We start from the raw sequence: 25,114 nt of genomic DNA on the forward strand, positions 1-25,114 counted from the left end.
GACGCTCGTGCTCTGCCCGCCCCAGGGGGCAGAGCACGAAGGAGAACCCCACAGTGTTGCCTCCCGGACGCTCGTGCACTGCCCACCCCTGAGGGCAGAGCACGAAGGAGAACCCCACAGTGTTGCCTCCCGGACGCTCGTGCACTGCCCACCCCTGGGGGCAGAGCACGAGGTTCCACAGGGGAAGTCGTCCCCTCCGGACCTCGCCGGCCGACCGGCACGCTCGGTCGCGTGAGCGAGCTCGACCTGCCCGGCGTCCTCCGCCGGATCCGCCGGGCCGCCGACCTCTCCCAGCGGGAGCTCGCGGAGCGCCTGGGGGTGTCCAAGTCCGGCGTGGCGGCGGCGGAGTCGGGGACGCGCGGGATGGACGCCCGCGCGCTCGGCCGGGCCGCCGCGCTGGCCGGGCTGCGGCTGGCGCTGCTCGACGCGCAGGGCACCGAGGTGCCGGTCATGGACGGGAACGCCGTCCGGGACATGGGCGACCGCCGGTTCCCCGCCCACCTCGACACCCGGTACGGCGACGAGCACTGGTGGCACGACGACCACCACTACGGCCGGCCGCGGCCCTGGTACACCTTCGACCGCGCGCGGGAGGTCCGCGACGCCGGACGCCGGCACGCGGGCACCCCGGCCGACCACCAGCTCCCCCGCCCCGGCGACTCGCCGTGGGACAGGGCCGCGGCCCGCCGGGAAGCGCAGTGGCGGGCGCGGGACGAGGAGCTCCGCCGGCGCTTCGAGGCCGGCGAGTTCGCCGCCCTCGACCTGGGCCCGGCCTGCACCTGCCCGCCGTCCTGCGACGACCTCCTGGCCGCGACCGGGGAGCTCGACCACGCCGCCGACTGCGTGTGTGGCTGCGACGTCAGCTGACGCGCTGCTACCGTGGTCCCGTGCGCGGCAGCCTCCTGCTTACCCGCCGCGGCGAGGCCCTCTCCTAGGTCGGCCCCCTCGCCGCGGAGAACTGCCGTGGCCTGGTGCGTCCCCGGCGCCTGCTGACCGCCCCATCCGGAGCTGAGTCCAGCCCGCGCCAGAGGAGCGAGATCCCCCGTGAGCAGCAACGCCACCCACCCGCACGTCCGCAACCCGCAGCAGCCCTCGCCGATGCCGATCGGCCGCTACGCGCCGTTCACCCCGGTCGAGCTGCCCGACCGCACCTGGCCGGACAAGGTCACCACCGTGGCCCCGCGCTGGTGCGCCGTCGACCTGCGGGACGGCAACCAGGCCCTGATCGACCCCATGTCCCCGGACCGCAAGCGCCGCATGTTCGAGCTGCTGGTCCGCATGGGCTACAAGGAGATCGAGGTCGGCTTCCCCGCCGCCAGCCAGACCGACTTCGACTTCATCCGCCAGCTGATCGAGGAGGACGTCGTCCCGGACGACGTCACGATCCAGGTGCTGACCCAGGCCCGCGACGAGCTGATCGAGCGCACCTACGAGTCGCTGCGCGGGGCCCGGCAGGCGATCGTGCACCTGTACAACTCGACCAGCACGCTGCAGCGGCGGGTGGTCTTCAACTCCGACCGCGCCGGCATCGTCGACATCGCCGTCCACGGGGCCCAGCTGGTCCGCAAGCTGGCCGAGCAGATGGGCGACACCGAGATCCGGTTCGAGTACTCGCCGGAGTCCTTCACCGGCACCGAGCTGGACTTCGCCGTCGAGGTCTGCAACGCCGTCACCGACGTCTGGGAGCCCACGGTCGACCGGCCGACCATCCTCAACCTGCCGGCGACGGTGGAGATGGCCGAGCCGACCGTCTACGCCGACCAGATCGAGTGGATGCACCGCAACCTGGGCCGCCGCGACGCGGTGGTGCTGAGCCTGCACCCGCACAACGACCGCGGCACCGCCGTGGCCGCCGCCGAGCTGGGCTACCGCGCCGGCGCCGACCGCATCGAGGGCTGCCTGTTCGGCAACGGCGAGCGCACCGGCAACGTCGACCTGGTCACCCTGGGCCTGAACCTGTTCAGCCAGGGCATCGACCCGCAGATCGACTTCTCCGACATCGACGAGATCCGCCGCACCGTCGAGTACTGCAACCAGCTGGGCGTGCACGAGCGGCACCCCTACGGCGGCGACCTGGTCTACACCGCCTTCTCCGGCTCCCACCAGGACGCGATCAACAAGGGCTTCAAGGCGCTGGAGGCCGACGCCCAGGCGGCCGGCAAGCCGGTCGACCAGATGCCCTGGGCCGTGCCGTACCTGCCGATCGACCCCAAGGACGTCGGCCGCAGCTACGAGGCCGTCATCCGGGTGAACAGCCAGTCCGGCAAGGGCGGCGTCGCCTACATCATGAAGACCGAGAACCACCTGGACCTGCCGCGCCGGCTGCAGATCGAGTTCTCCGCGGTCGTCCAGCGGCACACCGACGACGAGGGCGGCGAGGTCACCGCCGAGCAGATGTGGGCGGCCTTCTCCAACGAGTACCTGCCCGACCCGCACGCTCCCTGGGGCCGGTTCTCCCTGACCGGCCACCGGCACCAGGCGCACGGCGAGCAGCTGGACGAGATGGTCGTCGAGCTGGTGGACGACGGCGTACCGGTCACCGTCCAGGGCCGCGGCAACGGCCCGATCGCGGCCTTCGTCGACGCGCTCAAGAGCCTGGACGTCGACGTCCGGGTGCTGGACTACACCGAGCACGCGCTGTCCGCCGGCGGCGACGCCCGCGCCGCGGCCTACGTCGAGTGCGCCGTGGGCGACCGGGTGCTGTGGGGTGTCGGGATCGACCCGAACATCGTCACCGCGTCGCTGCGCGCGGTCGTCTCGGCGGTCAACCGGGCCCAGCGGTAGGAGATCCGGCGGACGGGCGTCGGAGAACTCCGGCCCCGGACGACGAAGGGACATGAGCAGCCCGGGATCGCGCGCGGTGGGACCACCGCCCGATCCCGGGCTGCTGTCGCTCTACGACCGGGCGCTGCCCGAGGTGTACGGCTACCTGCTGGCCCGCTGCGGCTCCCGCACCCTCGCCGAGGACCTCACCGCCGAGACGTTCCTCGCCGCCGTCCGCGCCGAGGCCGACGGCGGGGCGCCCACCACCGTGCCCTGGCTGGTCGGCACCGCCCGGCACAAGCTGGTCGACCACTGGCGGCGGCAGGAGCGCGAGCAGCGCGGCCTGCGGGTGGTGCACGGCGAGGGCCCCGGCGACGTCGAGGACCCGTGGGACGTCGAGCTCGACGCCCTGCGCGCCGGGCAGGTGCTGGCCACGCTGAGCCCCCAGCACCGCGCCGTCCTCACCCTGCGCTACCTCGACGACCTGCCGGTGCCGCGCGTCGCGGCCCTCGTCGGCCGCACCGTGCACGCCACCGAGGCCCTGCTGGTGCGGGCGCGGATCGCCTTCCGCCGCGCCTACGAGTCCACGGGGGGCAGCGATGACTGACCCGTTCGAGCGGCTGCGCCGCCCCGCGCCGCCGGTCGACCCCGACCCCGGCTTCGCCGCCGACCTGCGCGACCGTCTCCGCCGCGCCCTGCTGGCGTCCCGGCCCACCCCGCTCCGTCGTCCCACCCCCACCGCTGGAGGTCCGCCGATGTCCCCGCTGGTCCCCTACCTCGCCGTCCCCGACGCCCGGGCCGCGATCGCCTGGTACGCCGACGCGCTCGGCGCGCAGACCGTCGGCGACCCCGCGGTCATGGACGACGACCGCATCGGGCACGCCGAGCTCACCGTCAGCGGCGCGACGCTCTACCTCGCCGACGAGTACCCCGAGCTGGGCCTGAGCGCCCCCGAGCCCGGGCACGTGTCGGTCACCCTGCACCTGTCGGTGCCCGACGTGGACGGCGTGGTGCAGCGGGCCGCGGACGCCGGCGCGACCGTCGAGCGGCCGCCCGCCGACGCGCCGTACGGGCGCACCGGCGTCGTCGTCGACCCCTTCGGCCACCGGTGGATGCTGCAGACGCCGGCCGCCGCCCCCGCCGCGCCGCGGCCGGCGGTGCGGCCCGGCGACGCGGTCTACCTGACCCTCCAGGTGCCCGACGGCGCCCGCGCCCGCGACTTCTACGAGGCGGTGCTCGGCTGGTCGATGCACGCCGGCCGGGTGCCCGACGGCTGGGAGACCGACACCCAGACGCCGATGGTGGGCATCGGCGGCGGCGCGACCGAGACCGGCATGGTGCCGATGTACGCCGTCGACGACATCGAGGTCGCCGTGGCCGCGGTGCGCACCGCCGGTGGGGAGGCCGGCGAGGTCGAGCAGCAGTCCTACGGCCTGTCGGCGCTGTGCCGCGACGACCAGGGGCTGCCGTTCTGGCTCGGCCAGTTGAGCTAGCGGCGCCGCGGGATCCCGTCGGCGTCCTCGGGCGGGGCGTCGCCGGGCTCGTCGCCGACGTAGGCGACGTCGGTGTGCTCGGCGCCGTACTCGTCGACCAGCAGCAGGTCGCGGCGCACGTGCCGGCGGCGGTAGGCCACCCGGCTGATCAGGTGCGCGCTGATCGGTGCGGTGACCAGCTGGCAGACGGCGACCAGCAGCAGCATCCAGCTGGCCGACCAGCCGTGCAGCCGCACCGCCGCGCCGATCATGACCAGCAGCACGCCGAGCACCTGCGGCTTGGTGCCGGCGTGCATCCGCGACAGCACGTCGGGGAAGCGCACCAGGCCCAGCCCGGCGGTCAGGCAGAGGAACGCCCCGGCGAGCAGGCAGCCCAGCGCGACGACGTCGAGGACGGTGCTCCAGACGCTCACCGGCCGCCCTCCAGCTCCTCGGCCGCCACCGGCAGCCCGCGGTCCCGGCCGTCACCGGTGCGCGAGCCGAGGAGCATCCCGCCGACGTAGCGGGCGATGGAGACCGAGCCCACGAAGGCCAGCAGCGCCACCACCACCAGCACCGGCACGACCGTGGGATCGCGGGAGAGCCCGGCGTGCACGGCCAGGCCCACGGCGATGATCACCAGCAGGGTGTCGGTGGCGACCACCCGGTCCAGCAGGGAGGGCCCGCGGGCCAGCCGCACCAGGGCCAGCAGCGCGCCGGCGCCGACGAGGCCGTACAGCAGGTACGTCAGCACGGTCACGGCGTGCTCCCCCCGGACCGGCGCTCGAGCTCGGTGACGTCGCGCTCGAGGGCCGCGACGTCGCCGTCGGCGCCGAAGGCACGCACCAGGCGCTCCTCGACCACGAGCACCCGCGCCTTCTCCCGGTCGACGTCGTCGTGGTCGCGGACCCGCAGGAGGTGCAGGGCGATCTGCCGGTGCTCGCGGTCCAGGTCGAGCACCAGGGAGCCGGGCACCAGCGAGAGCGACTCGGCCACCATCGTCAGGAGCAGGTCGGAGTCGGTGCGCAGCTGCACGCGGACGATCGCCGAGCAACGCTGCCCGCCCGGGCGCAGCGCCTCCCAGGCCACCTGCGCGCCCGAGACGGCGAGGTCGGCGAGGAACCCCCCGAGGAACCGCACCAGCGGCACCGGCCGCACCCGCACGCCGCCGACCACGTGCGGCAGCGGCAGGAAGACCAGCACCGTCAGCGCGACGACGACGCCGGAGATCAGGTTGGCCCAGGACCAGGTGCCCCAGAGCAGGAACCAGACCAGCACCAGCCAGGCCAGCAGCGGGAGCTGGTGGCGCAGCCGGGTGACGGCGGGCTCGACGGTCATCCCGGCTCCCCGGGCAGCTCGGACACCGTCCGGATGTAGGGCGTGCGGTCGATCAGGTCGACCGAGGCCCGGTCGGCGATCCCGTACAGCCCGCCGGCGACGAGGGTGAGCGCGACGGTCACCGTGGCCAGGGCCGCGGTGGCCGCCACCATCGCGCCGGGCAGCGGCCGCAGCGCGCGCACCGCGCCGGCCGCCGGCGCGATGTCGGGGTCGGCGGCCTGCGCGACCCGGGTGTGCCGGCGCCAGGCGGCGGCCCGCGCGGTGCGCCGGTCCGCGGCGGCACCCGCGGGCACCAGCGCGTCGCCGTCCCCGGCCGACTCGCCGGTGGGACTGCCGTCGGGCCCGGCCTCGGCGGCCGCGGCGGCGGGGGTGTCCTCGACCGGCGCCTGCGTCGGCGGCCGCCAGAAGGCACGGGTCCACACCCGCGCGACGGCGACGAGGGTGAGCAGGCTGGTCACCACGCCGCCGACGACGAGCGTGTAGGCCAGCGCGCTGCCCTCGGCGACGCCGGCCTGCAGCAACCCGAGCTTGCCGATGAACCCCGACAGCGGCGGGATGCCGGCGAGGTTCATGGCGGGCACGAAGAACAGCAGCGCGAGCAGCGGGGAGCGCCGGGCCAGCCCGCCGAGCCGGTCGATCGCCGTCGTGCCGGCCTGCCGCTCGACCAGGCCGGCCACGAGGAACAGCGTGGTCTGGATGGCGATGTGGTGAGCCACGTAGAACACCGCGCCGGCCAGCCCGGCCGCCGTCCCCAGCGCGATGCCGAACACCATGTAGCCGATGTGGCTGACCAGCGTGAACGACAGCATCCGCCGCAGGTCGGTCTGGGCGAGGGCGCCGAGGATGCCGATGACCATGGTGGCCAGGCCCGCCCACATGAGGACGTCGTCGAGCGCGTCCCCCGGGAACAGCAGCGTCTGCGTCCGGATGATCGCGTAGACGCCCACCTTGGTCAGCAGGCCGGCGAAGACGGCGGTCACCGGCGCGGGGGCGGTCGGGTAGCTGTCGGGCAGCCACGCCGACAGCGGGAAGACGGCGGCCTTGATGCCGAACGCCACCAGCAGCACCGACTGCAGCAGCAGCTGGGTGCCCTCCGGCAGCTCGGCCAGCTTCACCGCGAGGTCGGCCATGTTGACCGTGCCGGTGGCGGCGTAGACCAGCCCGATGCCGGCCAGGAAGACCAGCGAGCTGGTCAGGCTGACCACGACGTAGGTGATGCCGCCGCGGATGCGCGGGGCCGTGCCGCCCAGGGTGAGCAGCACGTACGAGGCCATGAGCAGGATCTCGAAGCCGACGTAGAGGTTGAACAGGTCACCGGCGAGGAAGGCGTTGCTCACGCCCGCGACCAGCACGAGGAACGTCGGGTGGAAGATCGACAGCGGCGTCTGCTCCGACCCGTCGGCGGCTCCCTGCCCGACGGCGAACAGCAGCACGCCGAGGGCCACGGTCGAGGCGACCACGAGCATCAGCGCCGAGAGCCGGTCGACGACCAGGACGATGCCCATCGGCACCGGCCAGCCCCCGACGGCGATCGCCTCGGCGCCGCTGGCGTCGGCGGCCAGCAGCAGCACGACGGAGACGCCGAGCACCGCGGTGAGGATCGCCAGGCTCAGCGTCCGCTGGATGCGCGGGTGCGGGCCCATCAGGAGCGTCGCCGCGGCGCCGAGCAGCGGCAGCAGCACCGGGAGCGGCGCGAGGACGCCGATCACCGGCTGCCCGCCCCGGCCGGCAGGTCGACGTCGTCGGCGGGCGTGCCGGTGTCGCCGGCGCGGCTGTCGGCGTGACCGGCCGGTCGGTCACCGGGCGCGAGGTCGCCGGGGTCGAGCTCGTCGGCGTCGGTGCCCGAGCGGGCGGCCACCCGCCGGTCCTCCTCGTCGGTGCCGACGACCTCCTGGTTCACCAGCCGCCAGGACCGGTGGATCATCGCCAGCACGAACGCCGACACCCCGAAGGTGATCACGATCGCGGTGAGGATGAGCGCCTGCGGCAGCGGGTCGTTCATCTCCTCCGGCTCGGCGACGCCGAGGATCGGGGCCAGGCCCGCGACCCCGCCCGATGACAGCAGCAGCACGTTGGTCGCGTTGCCGAGCAGCAGGAAGCCCAGCAGCACCCGGGTCAGGCTCCGGTCCAGCAGCAGGTAGACGCCGGCGGCGTAGAGACCGCCGATGACGACCGGCAGCACGATCGTCGGGGTCATCGCACGACCACCTCCCCGGGGCGCAGTTCGATCGGGTCGTCCTCGTCCTCCTGGCGGTCCAACTCGGCGCCGAGGCTGCGGAGCACGTCGAGCACCAGGCCGACGACGATCAGGTAGACGCCGATGTCGAAGAACAGCGACGTCACGAGCTTCACGTCGCCCAGCACCGGCAGGGTGGTCTCCAGCACCGCCGTCTGCAGCACGCCGGCGCCGAGCAGCAGGCCGGCGACGCCGGTGGAGCCGGCGAACAGCAGCCCGCCGCCGAGGAGCAGGCCGGGCGCGACGGGGGCGGCCTCCCCGAGCTCGTAGCGGCCGCCGGCGAGGTAGCGGAGGACCAGCGCCAGGCCCGCGACCAGCCCACCGGCGAACCCGCCGCCGGGCTGGTTGTGGCCGGAGAACAGCAGGTAGACCGAGAAGACCACGATGGTGTGGAACAGGATCCGGGTGACCACCTCAAGCACGACCGAGCGCCGGGCCGGGTCCATGGTGCCGCTGGCGGCCAGCCACAGGTTGCGCGGGGCGCGGCGGCCGGCGGGCGCCCGATCGGGCGCGAGCGTGGCACGGTCGGCGCGGTCGACCCCGCCGGTGCGGCCGCGCAGGAAGACCAGGCTGGCCACCCCGGTAGCGGCGACGACCAGCAGCGAGATCTCGCCGAGGGTGTCCCAGGCGCGGATGTCGACGAGGGTCACGTTGACCACGTTGCGGCCGCCGCCGAAGGCGTAGGCCTCCTCCGGGTAGTCGACCGACACCGGCGTCGCGGTGCGCGCGGACATCGCGACCGCGCCCACGACGCCCATGAAGGCGCCCACCGCCACGGCGATCACGCCGCGGACCGTGCGCTCGCGCGGCCGGTGCCGCTCGCTGATGTCCTTGGGCAGCTTGCGCAGCACCAGGACGAACGACACGAGGGTGAGCGTCTCGACCAGGAACTGGGTGAGGGCGAGGTCGGGGGCGCCCTGCAGCGCGAAGAGGACGGCGACCCCGTAGCCGGTGACCCCGACGACGAGGACCGCCGACAGCCGCTGCCGGATGCGCAGCGTCAGGGCCGCCGCCACCACCACGACCAGGCCGACCATCGCCTGCACCGGGGTGTCCCAGGCCCGCCACTCCCCCGGCCACGGCGCCTGGGTGAGCAGGATGCTGCCCGGCAGCGCCAGGACGACGACCAGGATCGTGCCGAGGTAGGCAGGCAGCGAGCCGCGCTGGGTGGTGCCGGTGACCAGCACGGCCAGCCGGTCCAGCCCCTGGAGGGTGTTCCAGTAGCCCTTGTCCGCCGAGGCGCCGACGGCCAGCCGGCGCTGCAGCCGGTTGACCGGCGCGCGCAGGGCGAACAGGGCGGCGCCGCCGAGCAGGCTCAGCGCCGAGAGCGCCAGCGCCGGCTGCCAGCCGTGCCACAGGCCCAGCTTCTCCGCCTCGGGCGCGAGCAGCGGCAGCTCGTCGGCGTACGCCGCGACCAGCGGCTCCAGCCCGGGGCTGAGCACACCGCCGAGCAGCCCGGCTCCGGCGAGCACCGCGGGAGCGGCGAGGAACAGCGCGCCCGGCGGGTGCTCGACCGGGGTCGGCTCCACCCCGGGCTTGCCGGCGAAGGCGCCCCAGACGAAGCGGGCGCTGTAGCCGGCGGTGAACGCCGAGCCGAGCACCAGCACGCCGAGCAGCACGGCCGCGGCGGTGCGGTCGGGCAGGCCGGCCTCCCAGAGGGCGGCGAAGGCCGCCTCCTTGCCGACGAAGCCCAGCAGCGGCGGCAGCCCGGCCATCGAGGCGGCGGCCAGGGTGCCGACGACCGCGAGCACCGGCAGCCGCCGGCCGAGGCCCGAGAGCCGGCGCAGGTCGCGGGTGCCGGTGGCGTGGTCGACGACGCCGACGGTGAGGAACAGCGTGGACTTGAACAGCGCGTGGGCCAGCGTCATCGCCAGGCCCGCCGCGGCCAGCTCGCGGCTGCCCCCGCCGACCAGCGCCATGAGGAAGCCCAGCTGGCTCACCGTGCCGAAGGCGAGCAGCAGCTTGAGGTCGGACTGGCGCAGCGCCCGGTAGCCGCCGACGAGCATGGTGGCGGCGCCGAGGCCGATGACCAGCGGCCGCCAGCCCGGCACGTCGGCCAGGCCGGGGGCGAACCGGGCGACCAGGTAGATGCCGGCCTTCACCATCGCGGCGGCGTGCAGGTAGGCGCTGACCGGGGTGGGCGCCTCCATGGCCGCGGGCAGCCAGAAGTGGAAGGGCACCATGGCCGACTTGGTGATCGCGCCGACGAGCAGCAGCACCGTGCCCGCGGTCATGACGCCACCGCTGCCCGGTGCGGCCACCACCTCCGACACCAGGAACGAGCCGCTGGCCTGGCCCACCATGATCAGGCCGACCAGCATCGCCAGCCCGCCCGCGGTGGTGAGCACCAGCGCCTGGCTGGCCGCGCGCCGGGCGGCCAGCCGGCTGCCCGAGCCGCCGATCAGCAGGAACGAGAAGACGGTGGTGAGCTCCCAGAACACGTAGAGCAGGAGCAGGTCGTCGGCGACGACCAGGCCGAGCATCGCGCCGGCGAAGGCGGTGAGCGAGCCGGCGAACCGGCCGGTGCCCTCGTCGCCGGGCTCGAAGTACCGGGCGCAGTAGACCAGCACGAGCGCGCCCACGCCGGTGACCAGCGCGGCGAAGAGCAGGGCGAGGGCGTCCAGGCGCAGCGCGATCGACAGGTCCAGCGCGGGGATCCACGGAACGGTCTCCCGGACCGGGGACCCGCCGACGACGCCGCCCAGCCGGGTCAGCACCCAGACGAACGAGGCCGCGGGCACGAGCGCCAGCGCGAGGAAGGCCTGCCGCCCCCACCACCGCACGAGTACGGGCGCCAGCACGGCGGCCAGCAGGTGGGCGAGCAGCAGTGAGGTCACGTGTCTCCGGGAGTCGGGGGGGCGGCTCGGGGACACCACTGACGTCGGTCGTCGACGGCCGGCGGTGACCTCAGCGTACCCGGGCGGCGTCCCCCGCCCGCCCGGTCGCGGGGAGGCGCCTCAGCTCCCGGGGCGCACCAGCCCCGACTCGTAGGCGAAGGCCACCGCCTGCACGCGGTCGCGCAGCCCCAGCTTGAGCAGCACCCGGGACACGTGCGTCTTGACCGTCGCCTCGCCCAGGTACAGCCGCGCGGCGATCTCCGCGTTGGACAGCCCGGCGGCCACGAGCGACAGGACGTCGGTCTCCCGCTCGGTCAGCGCGGCCAGGGCGCCGGCCCGCTCGGGGTCGGGCGTCGGCGCCCCGGCGAAGGACCGGATGACCCGCAGGGTCACCGCCGGGTCGAGCAGCCCCTGGCCGGCGGCGACCGTGCGGACGGCGGCCACCAGGTCCTCCGGCGGGGCGACCTTGAGCAGGAACCCGCTGACCCCGGCGCGCAGCGCGGCGGCGACGTACTCGTCCTCGTCGAAGGTGGTCAGCACGACCACGCGCGTGGGCAGGTCGGCGGCGACGATGCGGCGGGCGGCCTCCAGCCCGTCCATGCCGGGCATCCGGACATCGAGCAGGACGACGTCGGGCCGCAGCTCGGTGACCGCGCGGACCCCCGAGGCGCCGTCGTCGGCCTCGCCCACCACCTCGATGTCGGGCTCGGCGGCCAGCACCATCCGCAGCCCGGTGCGGATCATCGACTGGTCGTCGACCAGCACCACCCGGATCGTCACGCCGGCACCTCCGCCGCAGCACTGGTCACGGGCACGGGGAACGACGCCCGCACGCGGTAGCCGCCGCCCCGCACCGGGCCCACCTCGAGCCGGCCGCCGGCGACGGCGACCCGCTCGCGCATGTGCAGCTGCCCGTGCCCGCCGGGGGCTCCGCCCGGTGGCGCGGTCACCCGGGGCCGGCCGTCGTCGGTGACCGTCACCGTCACCCGCTCCGGCGTCCAGTCCAGCTCGACCCGGGTGGCCGCGGCGCCCGCGTGCCGGACGACGTTGGACAGCGCCTCCTGCACCACCCGGACGGCGGAGACGTCGACCAGCTGCGGCAGCTCCACCGGGTCGCCGGTCTGCACCAGCTCGATCGGCATCCCGCCGGCCCGCAGCTCGGCGAGCACGGCGTCCAGCCGGGACAGCGACGGCTGCGGCGCCGGCTCCGCGCCGTTCCCCCCGCCGACCCCCTCGCGGAGGATGCCCACCACCCGGCGCATCTCGTCGACCGACTCCCGGCCCAGCCGCTCCAGCCCGCGCAGCACCTCCTGGGCGTCGGGCCGGTCGGGCAGCAGCCGGCGCAGCCCGCCCATCTGCAGCACCATCACGCTCACCGCGTGCGCCACCGAGTCGTGCACCTCGCGGGCGATGCGGGCCCGCTCGGCGACGGCGGCGGCCGCGGCCACCGCCTCCTGCTGCTCTGCCAGCCGGGCGGCGAGCACCTGCAGCTCGCGGGAGCGTTCCTGCGCCTGCCGGACCAGCAGCCCGACGCCCCACGCCGTCCCGGTCACGAGCAGGTAGAACAGGCCCTCCCACGTCGAGGACGTCGCACTGATGCCCGTGGCCACGACGATCGCGGAGGACACGCCCGCCGCGCGGGCCCCTCGGCGCACCGGGAGCACGGCGGCAGCGTGGCCGACCAGCAGCGCCATGCCGACGAGCTGCGCCCCGCCGGGGCCGGGCGTGCCGAGCGCGGCGTTGCCGAGCACGCTCAGCGACCCCAGGACGGCGACCGTCTCGGGCCACCGCGCGCAGACCGCCACCAGCGCGCCCACGGCGACGCCGGGGAGCGCGGTGACCAGGGGGAAGGAGAACTGCTGGTCGGTCGCGATCTCCACGACCGAGAGCACCGCGAGCACGAGGCCCACCACCGGCCAGGTCAGGTGGCGCAGCGGCGGGGACGGGGACCAGCGCGGCATGTCAGCAAACTAGGGGCCGCACGGCTGCCCGGGGATCCCCCACGCGGCCGAACGACGGCCCTCCGGCATCCGCCGCGAGACGGACGCCGGTCGGTGCGTCGCGACGGACGCGCAGGTCAGGGCGCCGTTCCTAACTTCTACGGCCATGACGACCAACGCACTCCCCACCGCCCCGACCACCCGTCCGGCCCCCGCCGCCGAGCCGGCACCCGCCCGCAGCGCCGGGTCGCTGATGCTGCCGATCGCCGGCGGCGCGCTGATCGCCGGCTCGCTGCTCTACGTGGCCGGCCTCGCGACCTCGCCGCCGTGGGACTCCCCCGCCGACGCCGACTACATCGCCTCGCTGGCCCGCGACGAGGGGCAGACGACGCTCTCGGCGGTGCTGCTGCACTACGGCAACATGGCGCTGGGCCTGGCCTGGCTGGCCGCACCGGCGCTGGTCCGCGGCCGGAAGGGCCGGATCCCCACGATCGTGGGGGCGCTGATGTCGGCGATCGGCCTGGTCACCGTGGCCGGCTTCGTGCTCTACGACTACTGGACCGCCGCGGTCGGGCGCGAGCTGCCGGCCGACACCGCCCTGGACCTGTTCGGCACCGTGCAGGCCAACCCCGGGGTCGCCGTGGTCGGCCTGATCACGCTGTTCGGGATCCTCGGCCCGATCGTCGCCGCGGCGGGCCTGATGCGGGCCGGCGTCCTCAGCTGGTGGCTGCTCGCCGCGCCGATCGCCTGCACCGTGGCCTCGGCCCTGCTGGTCTTCTCCCCGCTGCCCTACGCCGGCTTCGCCCTCGTCGGTGCCGTGCCCACGGTCGTCGTCGGCCTGCGGATGCTCCAGCGCCGGCGCGCCGAGGCCGCCGTCCCGGCCGCCTGAGCCGGACGGCATGACCGTCCCCCCGCGTCCTCGTGCTCTGCCCACCCGGGTGGGCAGAGCACGAGGTGCTGCGAGCACACCCGCCGGCTCAGCCCTCGGCGGTCTCGGCGGCGGCCAGCCAGTCGCTCTCGACCTGCTCCTTCTCGGCCAGCACCGCCCGCAGCCGCTCGTCGAGCTCCAGCACCCGGGCGTGGTCGGTGGCCGCCGCGGCGAGGTCGGCGTGCAGCCGCTCCTCCTCCGCGGTGAGCTTCTCCAGCCGGCGCTCCAACCGGGCGGCCTCCTTGCGGGCGGCGCGCACCTCGGCGGCGGAGGGACCGGCGGGCGCGGCGGCCGCCGGATCGCTACCGGCGCCGGCACCGGTCGCCTGGGACAGCGCCGCCTCCCCCGCCCGGCGGCGGGCCAGGTACTCCTCGACCCCGCCGGGCAGCGCGGCCAGCGAGCCGTCGCCCATCAGGGCCACCACGGAGTCGCAGACGCGGTCGACGAAGTAGCGGTCATGGCTGACCACCAGCACCGTGCCGGCGAACCCGTCGAGCAGGTCCTCCAGCGCGGTGAGGGTGTCGATGTCGAGGTCGTTCGTGGGCTCGTCGAGCACCAGCACGTTCGGCTCGCCCATCAGCAGCCGCAGCAGCTGCAGCCGCCGGCGCTCACCGCCCGAGAGGTCGCCGACCGGCGTCCACTGCCGGGAGGCGGCGAAGCCGAAGCGCTCGGCGAGGGACGACGCGGAGATCTCCTGGTCACCGATCCGCGCGATGCGGGCGACCTCCTGCACCGCCTCGAGCACCCGCAGCCGCGGCGGCAGCTCGCTGACGTGCTGCGACAGGTACGCCGGGGCGACGGTCTGGCCCTGCACCACCCGGCCGCGGTCGGGGGTCAGCTCGCCGAGCAGCAGCCGCAGCAGCGTCGTCTTCCCGGCGCCGTTGACCCCGACCACGCCGATCCGGTCGCCCGGGCCGACGTGCCAGGTGAGGTCGCGGAACAGCGGGCGCGGGCCGGCCGGCGTCTGCACCGCGTAGTCGACGTCCTCGACGTCGAACACCGTGCGGCCCAGCCGGCGGGCGGCGAAGCCCTTGAGCGCCATGGTCTGGCGCGGCGGCGGCTCGTCGGCGATCAGCGCCTCGGCGGCCTCGATGCGGAACCGCGGCTTGCTGGTGCGCGCCGGCGGGCCGCGGCGCAGCCAGGCCAGCTCCTTGCGCACCAGGTTCAGCCGGCGCTCCTCGGTGACCGCGGCGACCCGGGCCCGCTCGGCGCGGGCCAGCGTGTACGCGGAGTAGCCGCCCTCGTAGGCGTGGACGGCGCCGTCGGCGACCTCCCACGTGGTGGTGCAGACCTCGTCGAGGAACCACCGGTCGTGGGTGACCACCAGCAGGCCACCGCTGCGGCCCTTCACGTAGTCGGCCAGCCACGCCACGCCCTCGACGTCGAGGTGGTTGGTCGGCTCGTCGAGCACCAGCAGGTCCAGCGGCCGGATCAGCTGGGCGGCCAGGGCCACCCGGCGCCGCTCGCCACCGGACATCGGCGCCACCGGGCTGTCCAGGCCGAGGCGGTCGAGCTCCAGGCCGGCCAGGACGCTGCGCACCGCCGGATCGGCGGCCCACTCGTGCTCGGAGGCGAACCGGCTGGCCGGCAGCACCACGTCGCGGACGGTCGTCCCCGGGGGCAGGGTGCCGGACTGGTCCAGCACCCCGAGGGCGAGGTCGCCGCGGCGGGTGACCCGGCCGGAGTCCGGCGGCTCGGCGCCGGTCAGCACCTCCAGCAGCGTCGTCTTGCCGCCGCCGTTGCGGCCGACGATGCCGATGCGCTCGCCGGCGGCGATGCCCAGCGAGACGTCGTCCAGCAGCACGGTGGTGCCGTGGGCCTTGGACACCCGCTCCAGGTTGACCAGGTTCACGGGCGCGCTCATCGGCGACCAGTATCCCCGCGCCGCGGCGCCGTCCCGCCGCCGGTCCCAGCACGGCAGGGACGCCGGTCCCTGGCCCCCGGGACGGCGCCGGAGCCAGGCTGGTCCTGCGCATCGCGGGCCAGCCCTGCCCGCCCCGACCAGCCACCCGCTAGTGGCCCGCAAGGGCTGCCCAAGTGCGCTCCGGAGAGTCGGGACCAGCCGGCCACCGGGCCGGTCCCGCCCCCGTCCGGGGGCAGCACGGACGCCCTCGGGCGAGACAGGAGGACGACATGGCTGCGGCCGCGGCGCACGACGAACGGCTGAGCTCCCTGAGGCACGGGGTGACCCGGCCCCACCGCACCTCCCCGCCCTCCCGCACCCGGCCGGTCCGGCTGCGGCCGGCCGCCGCCTCGGCGTCGGTGTGGTGGGCGCGCATCGCCGACTCCGGCCCGGGCTCACCCGAGCACTCGCTGGTCGGCGTCAACTCCGACCGCTTCCCCGACGGCACGCCGGTGGACATGACCGCGATCCGGTCGCTGGGGCGCCGGCCGGCCGGCTGGCTGGTGGACCTGCGCTACCGGACCCGGGACGGCGCGGTCACCGGTGTCGAGGTCTCCGAGGACGTCGCCGACCTGGCCCCGCCGATGTGGTTCGCCGAGGTCTCGCACGCGACGAGCAACATCCCGGCGACCTCGCTCATGGCCTTCCGCGGCTCGGCGTTCCGGCCGGGCTCGCTGGTGGCCCCGCACCAGGTGGCCGCCCGCGGCGTGCGGATGACCGACCGGGTCGGCGAGATCCGCTGGTACACCCGCTCCGGCCTGGTCGACACCGTGGTCGTCGACCCCGCCCTGCGCCGGCGCGGCGTGGCCTCGGTGCTGGTGACCGTCGCCGAGGCGCTGCGGGTGATGCGCGGCTGGGCGCCGGTGCGCAGCGACGGCCGGCTGACCGACCTCGGCGCCGCCTGGCTGGAGGCGGCCCCGCCCGCGTGGCGGTCGCGGCTGGCCGACCGGACCGAGGTGCTCCCCGACGACGACGAGGACGACGACGGCCCGACCGGCGTCGCGCGACTCCTCCGCTAGGCGAGTCGGGTGACCTCGACGGTGACGGTGTGCCCCTGGCTCCCGGCACCGGAGAAGATCCCCTTGAACGGGGAGACGTCGCCGTAGTCCCGGCCGCGGCCGAGCGTCACGTGCCGGGTGCCGACCTCGGTGGAGTTGGTGGGGTCGAAGGCGCACCAGCCGCCGTCCCACCACTCCACCCAGGCGTGGCTCTCGCCGGTGACCGTCTGGCCGACGACCGCGTCGCGCCGGGGGTGCAGGTATCCGGAGACGTACCGGGCCGGGAGGCCGATCGCCCGCAGCAGGCCGACGGTGACGTGCGAGATGTCCTGGCAGACGCCCTTGCCGTGCCGCCAGGCCTGCATCGCCGTCGTCTTCACGTGCGTGGCGCCCGACAGGTACTCGATGTGCTCGCGGACCAGCCGGCAGACCTCCTGGCCGGCGGCGTGCGGATCGCGGTCGCCGACCGCGGCCCGGATCTCCTGGGCCACCTCGTCGTCGATCGCGGTCAGCGTCGTGGGGCCGAGCAGCTCGCCGTACTGGTCGCGCACCTCGGCGCCGCGCAGCCGCTCCCAGCCGACGTGCTCGTGCTCGGCGGGCTCGGGGCCGGCCTCGACGATCGAGGTGCCGGTGACCACCAGCTCCTCGTGCGGGGTGTGCAGGTCGAAGGCGGTGACCGTGGAGCCCCAGTAGTCGCGGTAGGCGAAGGCGGTGGCCGCCGGCTCGATCTCGACCCGCGAGCGCAGCGTCGTCTGCCGGCTGGAGTTCTCCGGGGTCAGCCGCGCCTCGTTGTAGGAGGAGCGCACCCTGCCCGCGTAGTGGAACGCCGAGCGGTGCACCACCTGCAGCCGCCAGCGCGACGTCCGTCCCGCCGGCTGCTGCTGCGCCTGCGACTGCGCGCTCACGCGACCCCCTCCGGCACCCAGACCTGCGGCGCCTGCTCGGTGAAGAACCGGTTGGTGACCGCGGCGCTGGCCAGCGAGCAGGTGCGCTGCAGCTCCTCCAGCCGCGCGGGCAGGTGGGCGAGCAGCTCCGGGGTGCCCATGAACTCCAGCATGGTGCGGGCCCGGCCCACGATCCGGTGCGCCTCGCCGGCCACGCCGATGCGGGTGGCGTCGCGCACCGTGCTGCGCTCGAGCTCGGCCAGGCAGCTCTCGGCCTGCTCCAGCGCGGCGAACACCGACCGCGGGAACAGCCGGTCCAGCAGCAGGAACTCCGCCGCCCGGCTGGAGTCGACCACGCCGCGGTAGGTGCGCAGGTAGGGCTCGTAGGCGCCGGTGGAGCGCAGCACCAGCGTCCAGGACGGCGCGGCGTCCCCGGCGAGCACGCGCGTGGAGATGATCCGCGCGGTCATGTCCACCCGCTCCAGGGAGCGGCCGAGGATGAGGAACAGCCAGCTCTCGTCCCGGCTCATCGTCGAGTCGGCCAGGCCGAACACCATGGCCGAGCGCTCGCGGACGAACCGGAACAGCGAGTGCGGGCCGTACCGGCGGGCCATCGTGCGCTGCTGCGGCAGCGCGTTGTGGGTGACGTTGAGCGACTCCCAGATCTCCCCGGAGAGCACCTCGCGGGCGCCGCGGGCGTTCTCCCGCGCCGCCGAGAGCGCCCCCACGATGGAGCTGGGGCTGTCCTTCTCGAACGCCAGCGTGGCCAGCACGCGCTCGGTGTCGGCCTGGTCCTCCGCGCACGGGCTGCCCATGAGCGCCAGCAGGTTGGCGCAGGCCCGCCGCTCGTCGATCCAGGGGTCCTCGACCAGGCGCTGGGTGTGCACGTCGAGGATGCGGGCGGTGTCGTCGGCGCGCTCCACGTAGCGGCCGATCCAGAACAGCGACTCGGCGATGCGGCTCAGCACGATGCGGCCCCCCTCTCCGCCATTCGCGCGCGAATAGCGGGGTCCTCCGCCTGTTGCTGTTGCTGGGACTGGCCGACGACGGTGTCGTTGAGCGGGCCCGGGTCCTGCGCGGGCGGCTCGTCGGGCAGGTCGGCGGCGGTGAACTCGATGCGGGTGAGCTCCGGCAGCTCCTCCCCCTCGGCGGCCGGCCGCGGCGGGCTGATCACCCAGGTGTCCTTGGACCCGCCGCCCTGGCTGGAGTTCACCACCAGCTCGCCCTCGGGCAGCGCCACGCGGGTCAGCCCGCCGGGCAGCACCCACACCCGGTCGCCGTCGTTGACCGCGAAGGGCCGAAGGTCCACGTGCCGCGGCGCGATCCGCCCACCCACCAGCGTGGGGCTGGTCGACAGCCCGATCGGCTTCTGCGCGATCCAGTCCCGCGGCCGGGCCCGCACCTTGACCGCGAGCTCCTCGAGGGTGCGCTCATCGGCGCGCGGGCCGATGACGATGCCCTTGCCGCCCGAGCCGTCGACCGGCTTGAGCACCAGCTGGTCGAGGGAGGCGAGCACCCACTCGACGACGTCCGGATCGTCCAGGCGGTGGGTCTCGGCGTTCTGCAGCACCGGCTCCTCCGCCAGGTAGTAGCGGATGAGGTCGGGCACCCAGGTGTAGAGCAGCTTGTCGTCGGCCACGCCGTTGCCGACGGCGTTGGCGATGGTCACCCGGCCGGCGCGGGCGGCGTTGAGCAGCCCGGCGCAGCCGATCACCGAGTCGGGGCGGAAGTGCACCGGGTCGAGGAACTCGTCGTCGATCCGGCGGTAGATGACGTCGACGCGGCGCTGGCCGTCCGTCGTCCGCATGCTCACCTGGTTGCCCGCGCAGACCAGGTCGCGGCCCTCCACCAGCTCGACGCCCATCTGGCGGGCCAGCAGCGCGTGCTCGAAGTAGGCGGAGTTGTAGACGCCCGGGGTGAGGACGACGACCGTCGGGTCGGCCACGTTGTCCGGCGCGGAGGCCTTGAGCGCCGCGAGCAGGCGGGTCGGGTAGTCGTCGACCGGCTGGATGCGGTGGTCGGCGAACAGCTCGGGCAGCACCTGGCTCATCGCCGCCCGGTTGGTGATCACGTAGCTGACGCCGGACGGCGAGCGCAGGTTGTCCTCGAGCACCCGGAAGTCACCGGCCTCGTCGCGCACCAGGTCGATGCCGCTGACGTGCACCCGCACGCCGTTGGGCGGCACCAGCCCGTGCGCCTGCCGGTGGAAGTGCGCGCTGGTGGTGATGACGCTGCGCGGCACGACCCGGTCGGTGAACACCTGCCCGGCGCCGTAGACGTCGTCGAGGAAGGCCTCCAGCGCGTGCACCCGCTGGGCGACGCCGCGCTCGATCACCGACCACTCCTCGGCGCCGATCACCCGCGGCACGATGTCCAGCGGGAACGGCTGCTCCTCGCCGGCATGGGCGAAGGTGACGCCCGCGTCGCGGTAGGTCTGGGAGAGCAGGTCGGCGCGCGCCGACAGCTCCTCCCCGGCCATCGGCTGCAGGGACGTGTAGAGCCCGGTGTAGGCCGGCCGAGGTACGCCGGCGGCCCCGAACATCTCGTCCCACTGCTGCCCCAGGGGGTAGCCGTCGAAGAGATCCGCCATGGCGGCGAACCTAGTTCGGGCGTGTGTCCCGCGCGTTTCGAGCGCTCAGACCGCCGTGGCCACGCCGAGCCACGGCACCAGCGCGCCGTCGCCGATCAGCCGGCCCACCCGCCCGGACTGCTCCTGCGCCTGCGCCCACGCCGGGTGGTCCCCGTGCCGCCGCTCGATCTCGGCCTCGACGGCGTCGGCCCGCTCCGTCCACTCCGGCGGGCTGTCGGAGAGGTCGGCCCGCGCGGTCGGCCCCAGCCGGAACCCGGCGCCGTCGAGCAGCGCCAGCAGCTCCTCCTCCGACGGGAAGACGTTGCCCTCGGGCAGCGGCGGCGGCAGCGGCCGGTCGGCCACGAACACCAGCAGGCCCAGCCGGCCGCCGGGCGCCAGCACCCGGCGCAGCTCGGCGAGCGCCTCGGCCTTGTCCTCGGTGGTGCACAGGACGCCGAGGCACCAGGCCGCGTCGAACGAGCCGTCGGCGACGGGCAGGTGCTGGCTCAGCGCGACCACCGCCGGCAGGCCGAACAGCCGGCGGGCGGCGCGGACGGCGTCGGCCATCGGCTCGGCGCACACCGCCCGCAGGCCCCGCTCGGCGGCCAGCCAGCCGGCCGGGCCGCCCACGCCGGCGCCGTCGTCCAGCATCCGGCTGTCCGGGCGCAGCTCGAGCCGGTCCGCCAGCCAGCGCAACGCCGCCTCGCTGCCGCTCCCCCGGCATCCGGCCGGGATCGCGTGCTCCGGGCCGAGCGCGCGCACGGCCTCCTCGGTCCACCCGGCGACGGTGCCGAACTCGGCCTCCATCGCCTCCGGTTCCAGCCGGCTCACGGTGCCCCCTCCCGGATCCGTGCGGCGACGGCGGCCTTGACCTGCGCACCGTCGTCCTCCCCGGCACCCGACGCCAGTCCGGAGAGGTTGACCCCGACCACACCGGGGACGGCGAGCAGCGCCCGCGCCTCGGCCACCGCGGCGGCGATGCCGGCCTCCCGCGGATCGGGGGCGGCGAGCACCCGCTCGACCGTGGCGTCGTCCAGGTGCAGGCCGGGAAAGCGCTGCAGCACCCGGGCCGAGCGCTCGTCGGTGTAGACGGCGACCGCCGCGACGAACGGCAACGTGGCGCCGGCGGCTCGCGCCGCGGCGGCGAAGGTCGCCACCTCGGCCGCGGTGCGCACGTGGTTCAGCACGCACAGCTGGGCGCCGGCGCGCTGCTTCTGCGCCACCCGCGCCGGGCGCAGGTGCACCGGCGGTGCGGCCGGCGACTCCGGGACGGCGACCGGCAGGCCCATCGCGGTGGCCAGCGCCGCCAGCCGGGGCCCGTCGAGGTCGAAGACCTGCGTCGCCCCCGGGCGGACGTCGGGCCCGCGGGCGTCGCCGGTCACGCAGAGGACGCCGTCCACGCCGACGGCGGCCAGCCCGGCGAGCTCCTGCTCGAGCACCACGCGGTTGCGGTCCCGGCAGGCCAGCGTCGTCCAGAGGCGGCCGCCGAGGTCGCGTACCGCCGCGGCGACCACCGTCGGCGGGAAGTCCGGCCGGTTGGCGTGCTCGCCGACGAGCAGGCCGTCGGAGACCGGCGCGAGCGCCTCGACGACCCGGCGCAGGGAGCCGGGGTCGAACGGCGTGACGCTCAGGTCGGTGAGGACCAGGGGCCCGGCGCCGACGCGGTCGAGCAGGCTCCCGGGCCGCGGCGGCGGCAGCCGCTCGACCGGCTCGGGCCAGCCGACCAGCGGCGGATCGACGAAGACGCACCGGAAGTCGGCGACCTCGCACCGCCCGTCGTCCCGGACGCCGCCGCAGGGCCCGAACACCATGCGCTTCGGGCACCCCGGGCGGACGGCGGGCTCGGCGGGCACCGTGCAGCCCTGTCCGCTTCCGGCGGGGGTCAAACGGCAGGGAAGACAACGGGCGCCGCGAGCGCTACAGTCGCCACTAGTTGAGCTCTCAACAGTTGGAGGCCGACATGCCCGCCATCACCGTCGAGGACACCACCACCCTGCCGCGGGTCCCCGCGCCCGCGCCGCGCACCGTGCGCCGCCGGGTCCGCTCGGTGACCACCGCACCGCAGGGCTTCGAGGGCGAGGGCTTCCCGGTCCGCCGCGCCTTCGCCGGGGTCGACCTGCGCGACCTGGACCCGTTCATCCACATGGACCAGATGGGCGAGGTCGAGTACGCGCCGGGCGAGCCCAAGGGGACGTCGTGGCACCCGCACCGCGGCTTCGAGACCGTCACCTACATCATCGACGGCACCTTCGAGCACGCCGACAGCCACGGCGGCGGCGGCACGATCAGCAACGGCGACACCCAGTGGATGACCGCCGGCGGCGGCGTCCTGCACATCGAGCGGCCGCCGGAGGCGCTGGTGGCCAGCGGCGGGCTGTTCCACGGCCTGCAGCTGTGGGTGAACCTGCCCGCCGCGCAGAAGTGGGTCGAGCCCCGCTACCAGGACCTCCGTGCCGACGCCTCGGTGCTGCTGGCCAGCCCCGATGCCGGCGCCTTCCTCCGGGTCATCGCCGGTGAGGTGGCCGGGCACCGCGGTCCGGGCTCCACCTACACGCCCATGGCGATGGTGCACGCCACCATCGCCCCCGGCGCGACCCTCGACCTGCCGTGGGACCCGGGCTTCAACGCGCTGGTCTACGTGCTCTCCGGCGCCGGCTCCGTCGGCCCCGACGGGCACCCGGTGCGCACCGGGCAGCTGGCGGTGTTCGGCCCCGGCGACACGATCACCGTCCGCGGCGCCGACCGGCAGGAGTCCCGCACGCCGGCGCTGGACGTCGTCGTCCTCGGCGGCCGGCCGATCCGCGAGCCGATCGCCATGTACGGCCCGTTCGTCATGAACACCCGCCGGGAGGTCATGGACGCCTTCACCGACTTCCAGGCCGGCCGGCTGGGGTCCGTCCCGGCGCAGCGCGTTCCGCACGGCGACGTCCGGGGCGAGACTGGCAGCCGGACCGACGAGGCGCCGTCGGCCTGACGGCTGCGACCCCGGGAAGGGACGCCATGAGCAACCTCGACCGCCGGCCACCCGCCCGCGAGCTGGGCGGGCTGGCCGGCACGACGGCCGGCCCGGTGCTGGACCTGCTGCCGGCCAAGGAGGTCGACCTGGGCGAGAGCACCCGCGTGCGCCGGCTGCTGCCCACCCTGGGCCGGCGGCTGGTCGGCGCGTGGGCGTTCGTCGACCACTACGGCCCGGACGACGTCGCCGCGGGCCCCGGCATGCAGGTCGCGCCGCATCCGCACACCGGGCTGCAGACGGTGTCCTGGCTGATCCAGGGACGGGTGCACCACCGCGACTCGCTGGGCAGCGACGTCACCTTCGGCCCCGGCGAGCTGGCGCTGATGACCGCCGGGCACGGCATCGCCCACTCCGAGCAGTCGCCGGTGGAGCACCCGCGCTACCTGCACGGGGCGCAGCTGTGGGTGGCGCTGCCGGAGTCGGCGCGGGACACCGCGCCGGCCTTCGCGCACCACGCCACGCTGCCGCGGTTCACCAGCGACGGGCTCACCGCCACCGTGCTCATGGGCGAGTTCGGCGGCGGCACCTCACCGGGCACGGCGTACACCCCGCTGGTGGGCGTCGACCTGGACCTCACCGCGGGCGCCGACGTGGAGCTGCCGCTGGAGCCGGACTTCGAGTACGCGCTGCTGGCCTCCTCGGGCGACTCGACCGTCGAGGACGCGCCGCTGGCGCACGGCTCGATGGTCTACCTGGGCACCGGCCGGCGGTCGGTGCGGATCCGCGCCGCCGCGGCCGGCCGGCTGCTGCTGCTCGGCGGCGAGCCGTTCGAGGAGCAGCTGGTGATGTGGTGGAACTTCGTCGGCCGGTCCGGCGAGGAGATCGGCACGTTCGCCGAGCAGTGGAACGCCGAGGACCCCCGGTTCGGCGCGGTCGTCGGCTACGACGGCGACCGGCTGACCGCACCCCCGCTGCCCCCGGTGCCGCTGCGGCCCCGCGGCCGCCAGCGCTGAGCACGGGGAGCCGGCCGTGACCACCGACCCCCGCCTGCTCGCGTTCGTCGCCGGCCGCACCGCCGGCGTGCTCGCGACGATCAAGCGCGACGGCCGCCCGCAGCTGTCGAACGTCGCCTACACCTACGACGCGCAGGAGCAGCTGTTCCGCGTCTCGGTGACCGCCGACCGCGCCAAGACCCGCAACCTGCGGCGCGACCCCCGGGTGTCCCTCCACGTCGCCTCGCCCGACGCCTGGACGTGGGCGGTCGTGGAGGGCACCGCGGAACTCACCCCGGTGGCCGCGGATCCGCACGACCCGACGGTCGACGAGCTCGTCACCTACTACCGCGGGGTGGGCGGCGAGCACCCCGACTGGGACGAGTACCGGGCGGCGATGGTCACCGACCGCCGGCTGGTCGTGCGGTTCCGGCCCGAGCACACCTATGGGCAGCTCCCCGACTGAGGACCGCCGTCCTCAGTCCTCCGGCTGCACCTGCATGACCGAGAAGCCGGCGCCCCACGGGTCCTCGACGACGGCGAACCGGCCGTACGGGGTGTCCTCCGGCGCCATGGTCACCTTGCCGCCCTCGGCCTCGACGGTGGCGACCGTGTCGTCGGTGGAGGCGACGGCGAAGCACGCCGTCCACCCCTTCGGCGCGCCGGGCGTGGTGCCGCCGAGCCCGCCCAGCGGCCGGTCGCCGGTGGCGAAGGTGGTGTAGCCCTCGGCGCCGTCGACCTCGTCGAACCGGAAGCCGAACACCGCCGCGTAGAACTCGCGGGCGGCGGCCGGGTCGTCGACGGCCGCCTCGTTCCACACCAGGGACCCCGGCTCGTTGAACCGCTGGACGCCGGTGTGCTCGGCCGCCTGCCAGAGCCCGAAGCCGTTGCCCTGCGGATCGAGCGCGATGGTCATGGTGCCGAACGGCGCGACCTCCATCGGCTCGACGACGACCGTGCCGCCGGCCGACCGGATCCGGTCGCAGGTGGCCGCGGAGTCGTCGGTGGCGAAGTACGTCGTCCAGGCCGGCGAGTCCGAGTCGCTCATCAGCGGGCCGAGCCCGGCGACCTGCCGGCCGTCGCTCAGCGCGTTGACGTAGCCGCCGTACTCCTCGCCGCCCTCGGTCCAGGACCAGCCGAAGACCGTGCTGTAGAAGCGCTTCGCCGCCTCTGGGTCGGACGCGCCGTAGTCGATCCAGCAGGGGGTGCCGGCCGGCCAGGGGGTGTCTCGCGTGGGCATCGTTCTCCTCCTCCGATGTGGGGAAGGTCACGGTGCCAGCGGGGTCCGACAGTTCCCA

Annotated in this window: 24 protein-coding genes; 9 read left to right on the forward strand and 15 right to left on the reverse strand. The window is 75.3% G+C overall.

The window, feature by feature from the left end; translation table 11 throughout:
- The first annotated feature begins 231 nt into the window (after positions 1-231).
- The 4 genes from ACI79R_RS08030 (at position 232) to ACI79R_RS08045 (ending at position 4,256) form a co-directional block, all read left to right on the forward strand.
- Entirely contained in the window at positions 232-867 is a 636-nt protein-coding gene (locus tag ACI79R_RS08030) for a helix-turn-helix domain-containing protein (RefSeq protein ID WP_456573073.1), read from the forward strand.
- Between the two features lie 177 nt (positions 868-1,044).
- Entirely contained in the window at positions 1,045-2,784 is a 1,740-nt protein-coding gene (gene leuA, locus ACI79R_RS08035; RefSeq protein ID WP_456573074.1) for a 2-isopropylmalate synthase, read from the forward strand.
- A gap of 52 nt (positions 2,785-2,836) precedes the next feature.
- On the forward strand, positions 2,837-3,370 hold the full coding sequence (locus ACI79R_RS08040) for an RNA polymerase sigma factor (RefSeq protein ID WP_456573075.1): 534 nt from the start codon (positions 2,837-2,839) through the stop codon (positions 3,368-3,370).
- Complete coding sequence (locus tag ACI79R_RS08045; RefSeq protein WP_456573076.1) at positions 3,363-4,256, forward strand: VOC family protein; 894 nt, start codon at positions 3,363-3,365, stop codon at positions 4,254-4,256. Before ACI79R_RS08040 ends, ACI79R_RS08045 begins: the two co-directional genes overlap by 8 nt.
- On the opposite strand, the gene mnhG is transcribed toward ACI79R_RS08045, so the two are convergent.
- The 8 genes from mnhG to ACI79R_RS08085 all read right to left on the reverse strand — a co-directional run bounded on the left by mnhG (position 4,253) and on the right by ACI79R_RS08085 (position 12,607).
- A complete protein-coding gene (gene mnhG, locus ACI79R_RS08050; protein ID WP_456573077.1) occupies positions 4,253-4,669 on the reverse strand; it encodes a monovalent cation/H(+) antiporter subunit G in 417 nt (138 codons plus the stop codon). The two genes, ACI79R_RS08045 and mnhG, sit on opposite strands and share 4 nt — an antisense overlap.
- On the reverse strand, positions 4,666-4,995 hold the full coding sequence (locus ACI79R_RS08055) for a monovalent cation/H+ antiporter complex subunit F (RefSeq protein ID WP_456573078.1): 330 nt from the start codon (positions 4,993-4,995) through the stop codon (positions 4,666-4,668). Before ACI79R_RS08055 ends, mnhG begins: the two co-directional genes overlap by 4 nt.
- Complete coding sequence (locus tag ACI79R_RS08060) at positions 4,992-5,573, reverse strand: Na+/H+ antiporter subunit E (RefSeq protein WP_456573079.1); 582 nt, start codon at positions 5,571-5,573, stop codon at positions 4,992-4,994. Before ACI79R_RS08060 ends, ACI79R_RS08055 begins: the two co-directional genes overlap by 4 nt.
- Positions 5,570-7,282, reverse strand: a complete 1,713-nt coding sequence (locus ACI79R_RS08065; protein WP_456573080.1) for a Na+/H+ antiporter subunit D — start codon at positions 7,280-7,282, stop codon at positions 5,570-5,572. Before ACI79R_RS08065 ends, ACI79R_RS08060 begins: the two co-directional genes overlap by 4 nt.
- The gene (locus ACI79R_RS08070; RefSeq protein WP_456573081.1) at positions 7,279-7,770 is read right to left on the reverse strand and encodes a Na(+)/H(+) antiporter subunit C; all 492 of its coding nucleotides are present in this window, start codon (positions 7,768-7,770) and stop codon (positions 7,279-7,281) included. Before ACI79R_RS08070 ends, ACI79R_RS08065 begins: the two co-directional genes overlap by 4 nt.
- Entirely contained in the window at positions 7,767-10,646 is a 2,880-nt protein-coding gene (locus ACI79R_RS08075) for a Na+/H+ antiporter subunit A (protein WP_456573082.1), read from the reverse strand. Before ACI79R_RS08075 ends, ACI79R_RS08070 begins: the two co-directional genes overlap by 4 nt.
- Before the next feature lie 120 nt (positions 10,647-10,766).
- The gene (locus ACI79R_RS08080) at positions 10,767-11,426 is read right to left on the reverse strand and encodes a response regulator (RefSeq protein WP_456573083.1); all 660 of its coding nucleotides are present in this window, start codon (positions 11,424-11,426) and stop codon (positions 10,767-10,769) included.
- The gene (locus ACI79R_RS08085; protein WP_456573084.1) at positions 11,423-12,607 is read right to left on the reverse strand and encodes a sensor histidine kinase; all 1,185 of its coding nucleotides are present in this window, start codon (positions 12,605-12,607) and stop codon (positions 11,423-11,425) included. Before ACI79R_RS08085 ends, ACI79R_RS08080 begins: the two co-directional genes overlap by 4 nt.
- A 145-nt stretch (positions 12,608-12,752) precedes the next feature.
- Between ACI79R_RS08085 and ACI79R_RS08090 the strand changes: the two genes are divergently transcribed.
- The gene (locus tag ACI79R_RS08090) at positions 12,753-13,475 is read left to right on the forward strand and encodes a hypothetical protein (RefSeq protein ID WP_456573085.1); all 723 of its coding nucleotides are present in this window, start codon (positions 12,753-12,755) and stop codon (positions 13,473-13,475) included.
- Positions 13,476-13,563: 88 nt separating this feature from the next.
- On the opposite strand, the gene ACI79R_RS08095 is transcribed toward ACI79R_RS08090, so the two are convergent.
- Complete coding sequence (locus ACI79R_RS08095) at positions 13,564-15,378, reverse strand: ABC-F family ATP-binding cassette domain-containing protein (protein ID WP_456573086.1); 1,815 nt, start codon at positions 15,376-15,378, stop codon at positions 13,564-13,566.
- Between the two features lie 269 nt (positions 15,379-15,647).
- Here ACI79R_RS08095 and ACI79R_RS08100 point away from each other — a divergent pair, with 269 nt between their 5' ends.
- On the forward strand, positions 15,648-16,436 hold the full coding sequence (locus ACI79R_RS08100) for a hypothetical protein (protein ID WP_456573087.1): 789 nt from the start codon (positions 15,648-15,650) through the stop codon (positions 16,434-16,436).
- On the opposite strand, the gene ACI79R_RS08105 is transcribed toward ACI79R_RS08100, so the two are convergent.
- The 5 genes from ACI79R_RS08105 to ACI79R_RS08125 are packed head-to-tail and all read right to left on the reverse strand — an operon-like array spanning position 16,433 to position 21,679.
- Positions 16,433-17,320 (reverse strand): transglutaminase family protein, encoded by an 888-nt coding sequence (locus ACI79R_RS08105; protein ID WP_456573088.1) that lies wholly within the window; start codon positions 17,318-17,320, stop codon positions 16,433-16,435. The genes ACI79R_RS08100 and ACI79R_RS08105 overlap by 4 nt on opposite strands.
- Positions 17,317-18,267, reverse strand: a complete 951-nt coding sequence (locus ACI79R_RS08110) for an alpha-E domain-containing protein (protein WP_456573089.1) — start codon at positions 18,265-18,267, stop codon at positions 17,317-17,319. The genes ACI79R_RS08105 and ACI79R_RS08110 overlap by 4 nt, the downstream gene beginning before the upstream one ends.
- The gene (locus ACI79R_RS08115) at positions 18,261-19,889 is read right to left on the reverse strand and encodes a circularly permuted type 2 ATP-grasp protein (protein ID WP_456573090.1); all 1,629 of its coding nucleotides are present in this window, start codon (positions 19,887-19,889) and stop codon (positions 18,261-18,263) included. The genes ACI79R_RS08110 and ACI79R_RS08115 overlap by 7 nt, the downstream gene beginning before the upstream one ends.
- A 45-nt stretch (positions 19,890-19,934) precedes the next feature.
- Positions 19,935-20,699 (reverse strand): class I SAM-dependent methyltransferase, encoded by a 765-nt coding sequence (locus ACI79R_RS08120; protein ID WP_456573091.1) that lies wholly within the window; start codon positions 20,697-20,699, stop codon positions 19,935-19,937.
- Entirely contained in the window at positions 20,696-21,679 is a 984-nt protein-coding gene (locus ACI79R_RS08125; protein WP_456573092.1) for a methylenetetrahydrofolate reductase, read from the reverse strand. Before ACI79R_RS08125 ends, ACI79R_RS08120 begins: the two co-directional genes overlap by 4 nt.
- A gap of 149 nt (positions 21,680-21,828) precedes the next feature.
- Between ACI79R_RS08125 and ACI79R_RS08130 the strand changes: the two genes are divergently transcribed.
- The 3 genes from ACI79R_RS08130 to ACI79R_RS08140 are packed head-to-tail and all read left to right on the forward strand — an operon-like array spanning position 21,829 to position 24,282.
- Positions 21,829-22,842 (forward strand): pirin family protein, encoded by a 1,014-nt coding sequence (locus tag ACI79R_RS08130; protein WP_456573093.1) that lies wholly within the window; start codon positions 21,829-21,831, stop codon positions 22,840-22,842.
- A 26-nt stretch (positions 22,843-22,868) separates the two neighbouring features.
- Positions 22,869-23,837 (forward strand): pirin family protein, encoded by a 969-nt coding sequence (locus ACI79R_RS08135; protein WP_456573094.1) that lies wholly within the window; start codon positions 22,869-22,871, stop codon positions 23,835-23,837.
- 16 nt (positions 23,838-23,853) lie between these two features.
- A complete protein-coding gene (locus ACI79R_RS08140) occupies positions 23,854-24,282 on the forward strand; it encodes a PPOX class F420-dependent oxidoreductase (RefSeq protein ID WP_456573095.1) in 429 nt (142 codons plus the stop codon).
- A gap of 12 nt (positions 24,283-24,294) precedes the next feature.
- On the opposite strand, the gene ACI79R_RS08145 is transcribed toward ACI79R_RS08140, so the two are convergent.
- Positions 24,295-25,056, reverse strand: coding sequence for a VOC family protein (locus ACI79R_RS08145; RefSeq protein WP_456573096.1), 762 nt, complete (start codon positions 25,054-25,056; stop codon positions 24,295-24,297).
- Positions 25,057-25,114: the final 58 nt, after the last annotated feature.

The organism is Blastococcus sp. SYSU D00820, from assembly GCF_054050695.1.

What these genes read in the sequence shown, in the direction of transcription:
- ACI79R_RS08115 (WP_456573090.1), bottom strand. Translation starts at nt 19,889, where the DNA reads ATGGCGGATCTCTTCGACGGCTACCCCCTGGGGCAGCAGTGGGACGAG.
- ACI79R_RS08125 (WP_456573092.1), bottom strand. Translation starts at nt 21,679, where the DNA reads ATGGTGTTCGGGCCCTGCGGCGGCGTCCGGGACGACGGGCGGTGCGAG.
- ACI79R_RS08135 (WP_456573094.1), top strand. Translation starts at nt 22,869, where the DNA reads ATGAGCAACCTCGACCGCCGGCCACCCGCCCGCGAGCTGGGCGGGCTG.
- ACI79R_RS08130 (WP_456573093.1), top strand. Translation starts at nt 21,829, where the DNA reads ATGCCCGCCATCACCGTCGAGGACACCACCACCCTGCCGCGGGTCCCC.
- ACI79R_RS08060 (WP_456573079.1), bottom strand. Translation starts at nt 5,573, where the DNA reads ATGACCGTCGAGCCCGCCGTCACCCGGCTGCGCCACCAGCTCCCGCTG.
- ACI79R_RS08145 (WP_456573096.1), bottom strand. Translation starts at nt 25,056, where the DNA reads ATGCCCACGCGAGACACCCCCTGGCCGGCCGGCACCCCCTGCTGGATC.
- ACI79R_RS08040 (WP_456573075.1), top strand. Translation starts at nt 2,837, where the DNA reads ATGAGCAGCCCGGGATCGCGCGCGGTGGGACCACCGCCCGATCCCGGG.
- ACI79R_RS08100 (WP_456573087.1), top strand. Translation starts at nt 15,648, where the DNA reads ATGGCTGCGGCCGCGGCGCACGACGAACGGCTGAGCTCCCTGAGGCAC.
- ACI79R_RS08045 (WP_456573076.1), top strand. Translation starts at nt 3,363, where the DNA reads ATGACTGACCCGTTCGAGCGGCTGCGCCGCCCCGCGCCGCCGGTCGAC.
- ACI79R_RS08095 (WP_456573086.1), bottom strand. Translation starts at nt 15,378, where the DNA reads ATGAGCGCGCCCGTGAACCTGGTCAACCTGGAGCGGGTGTCCAAGGCC.
- ACI79R_RS08090 (WP_456573085.1), top strand. Translation starts at nt 12,753, where the DNA reads ATGACGACCAACGCACTCCCCACCGCCCCGACCACCCGTCCGGCCCCC.
- ACI79R_RS08085 (WP_456573084.1), bottom strand. Translation starts at nt 12,607, where the DNA reads ATGCCGCGCTGGTCCCCGTCCCCGCCGCTGCGCCACCTGACCTGGCCG.
- ACI79R_RS08070 (WP_456573081.1), bottom strand. Translation starts at nt 7,770, where the DNA reads ATGACCCCGACGATCGTGCTGCCGGTCGTCATCGGCGGTCTCTACGCC.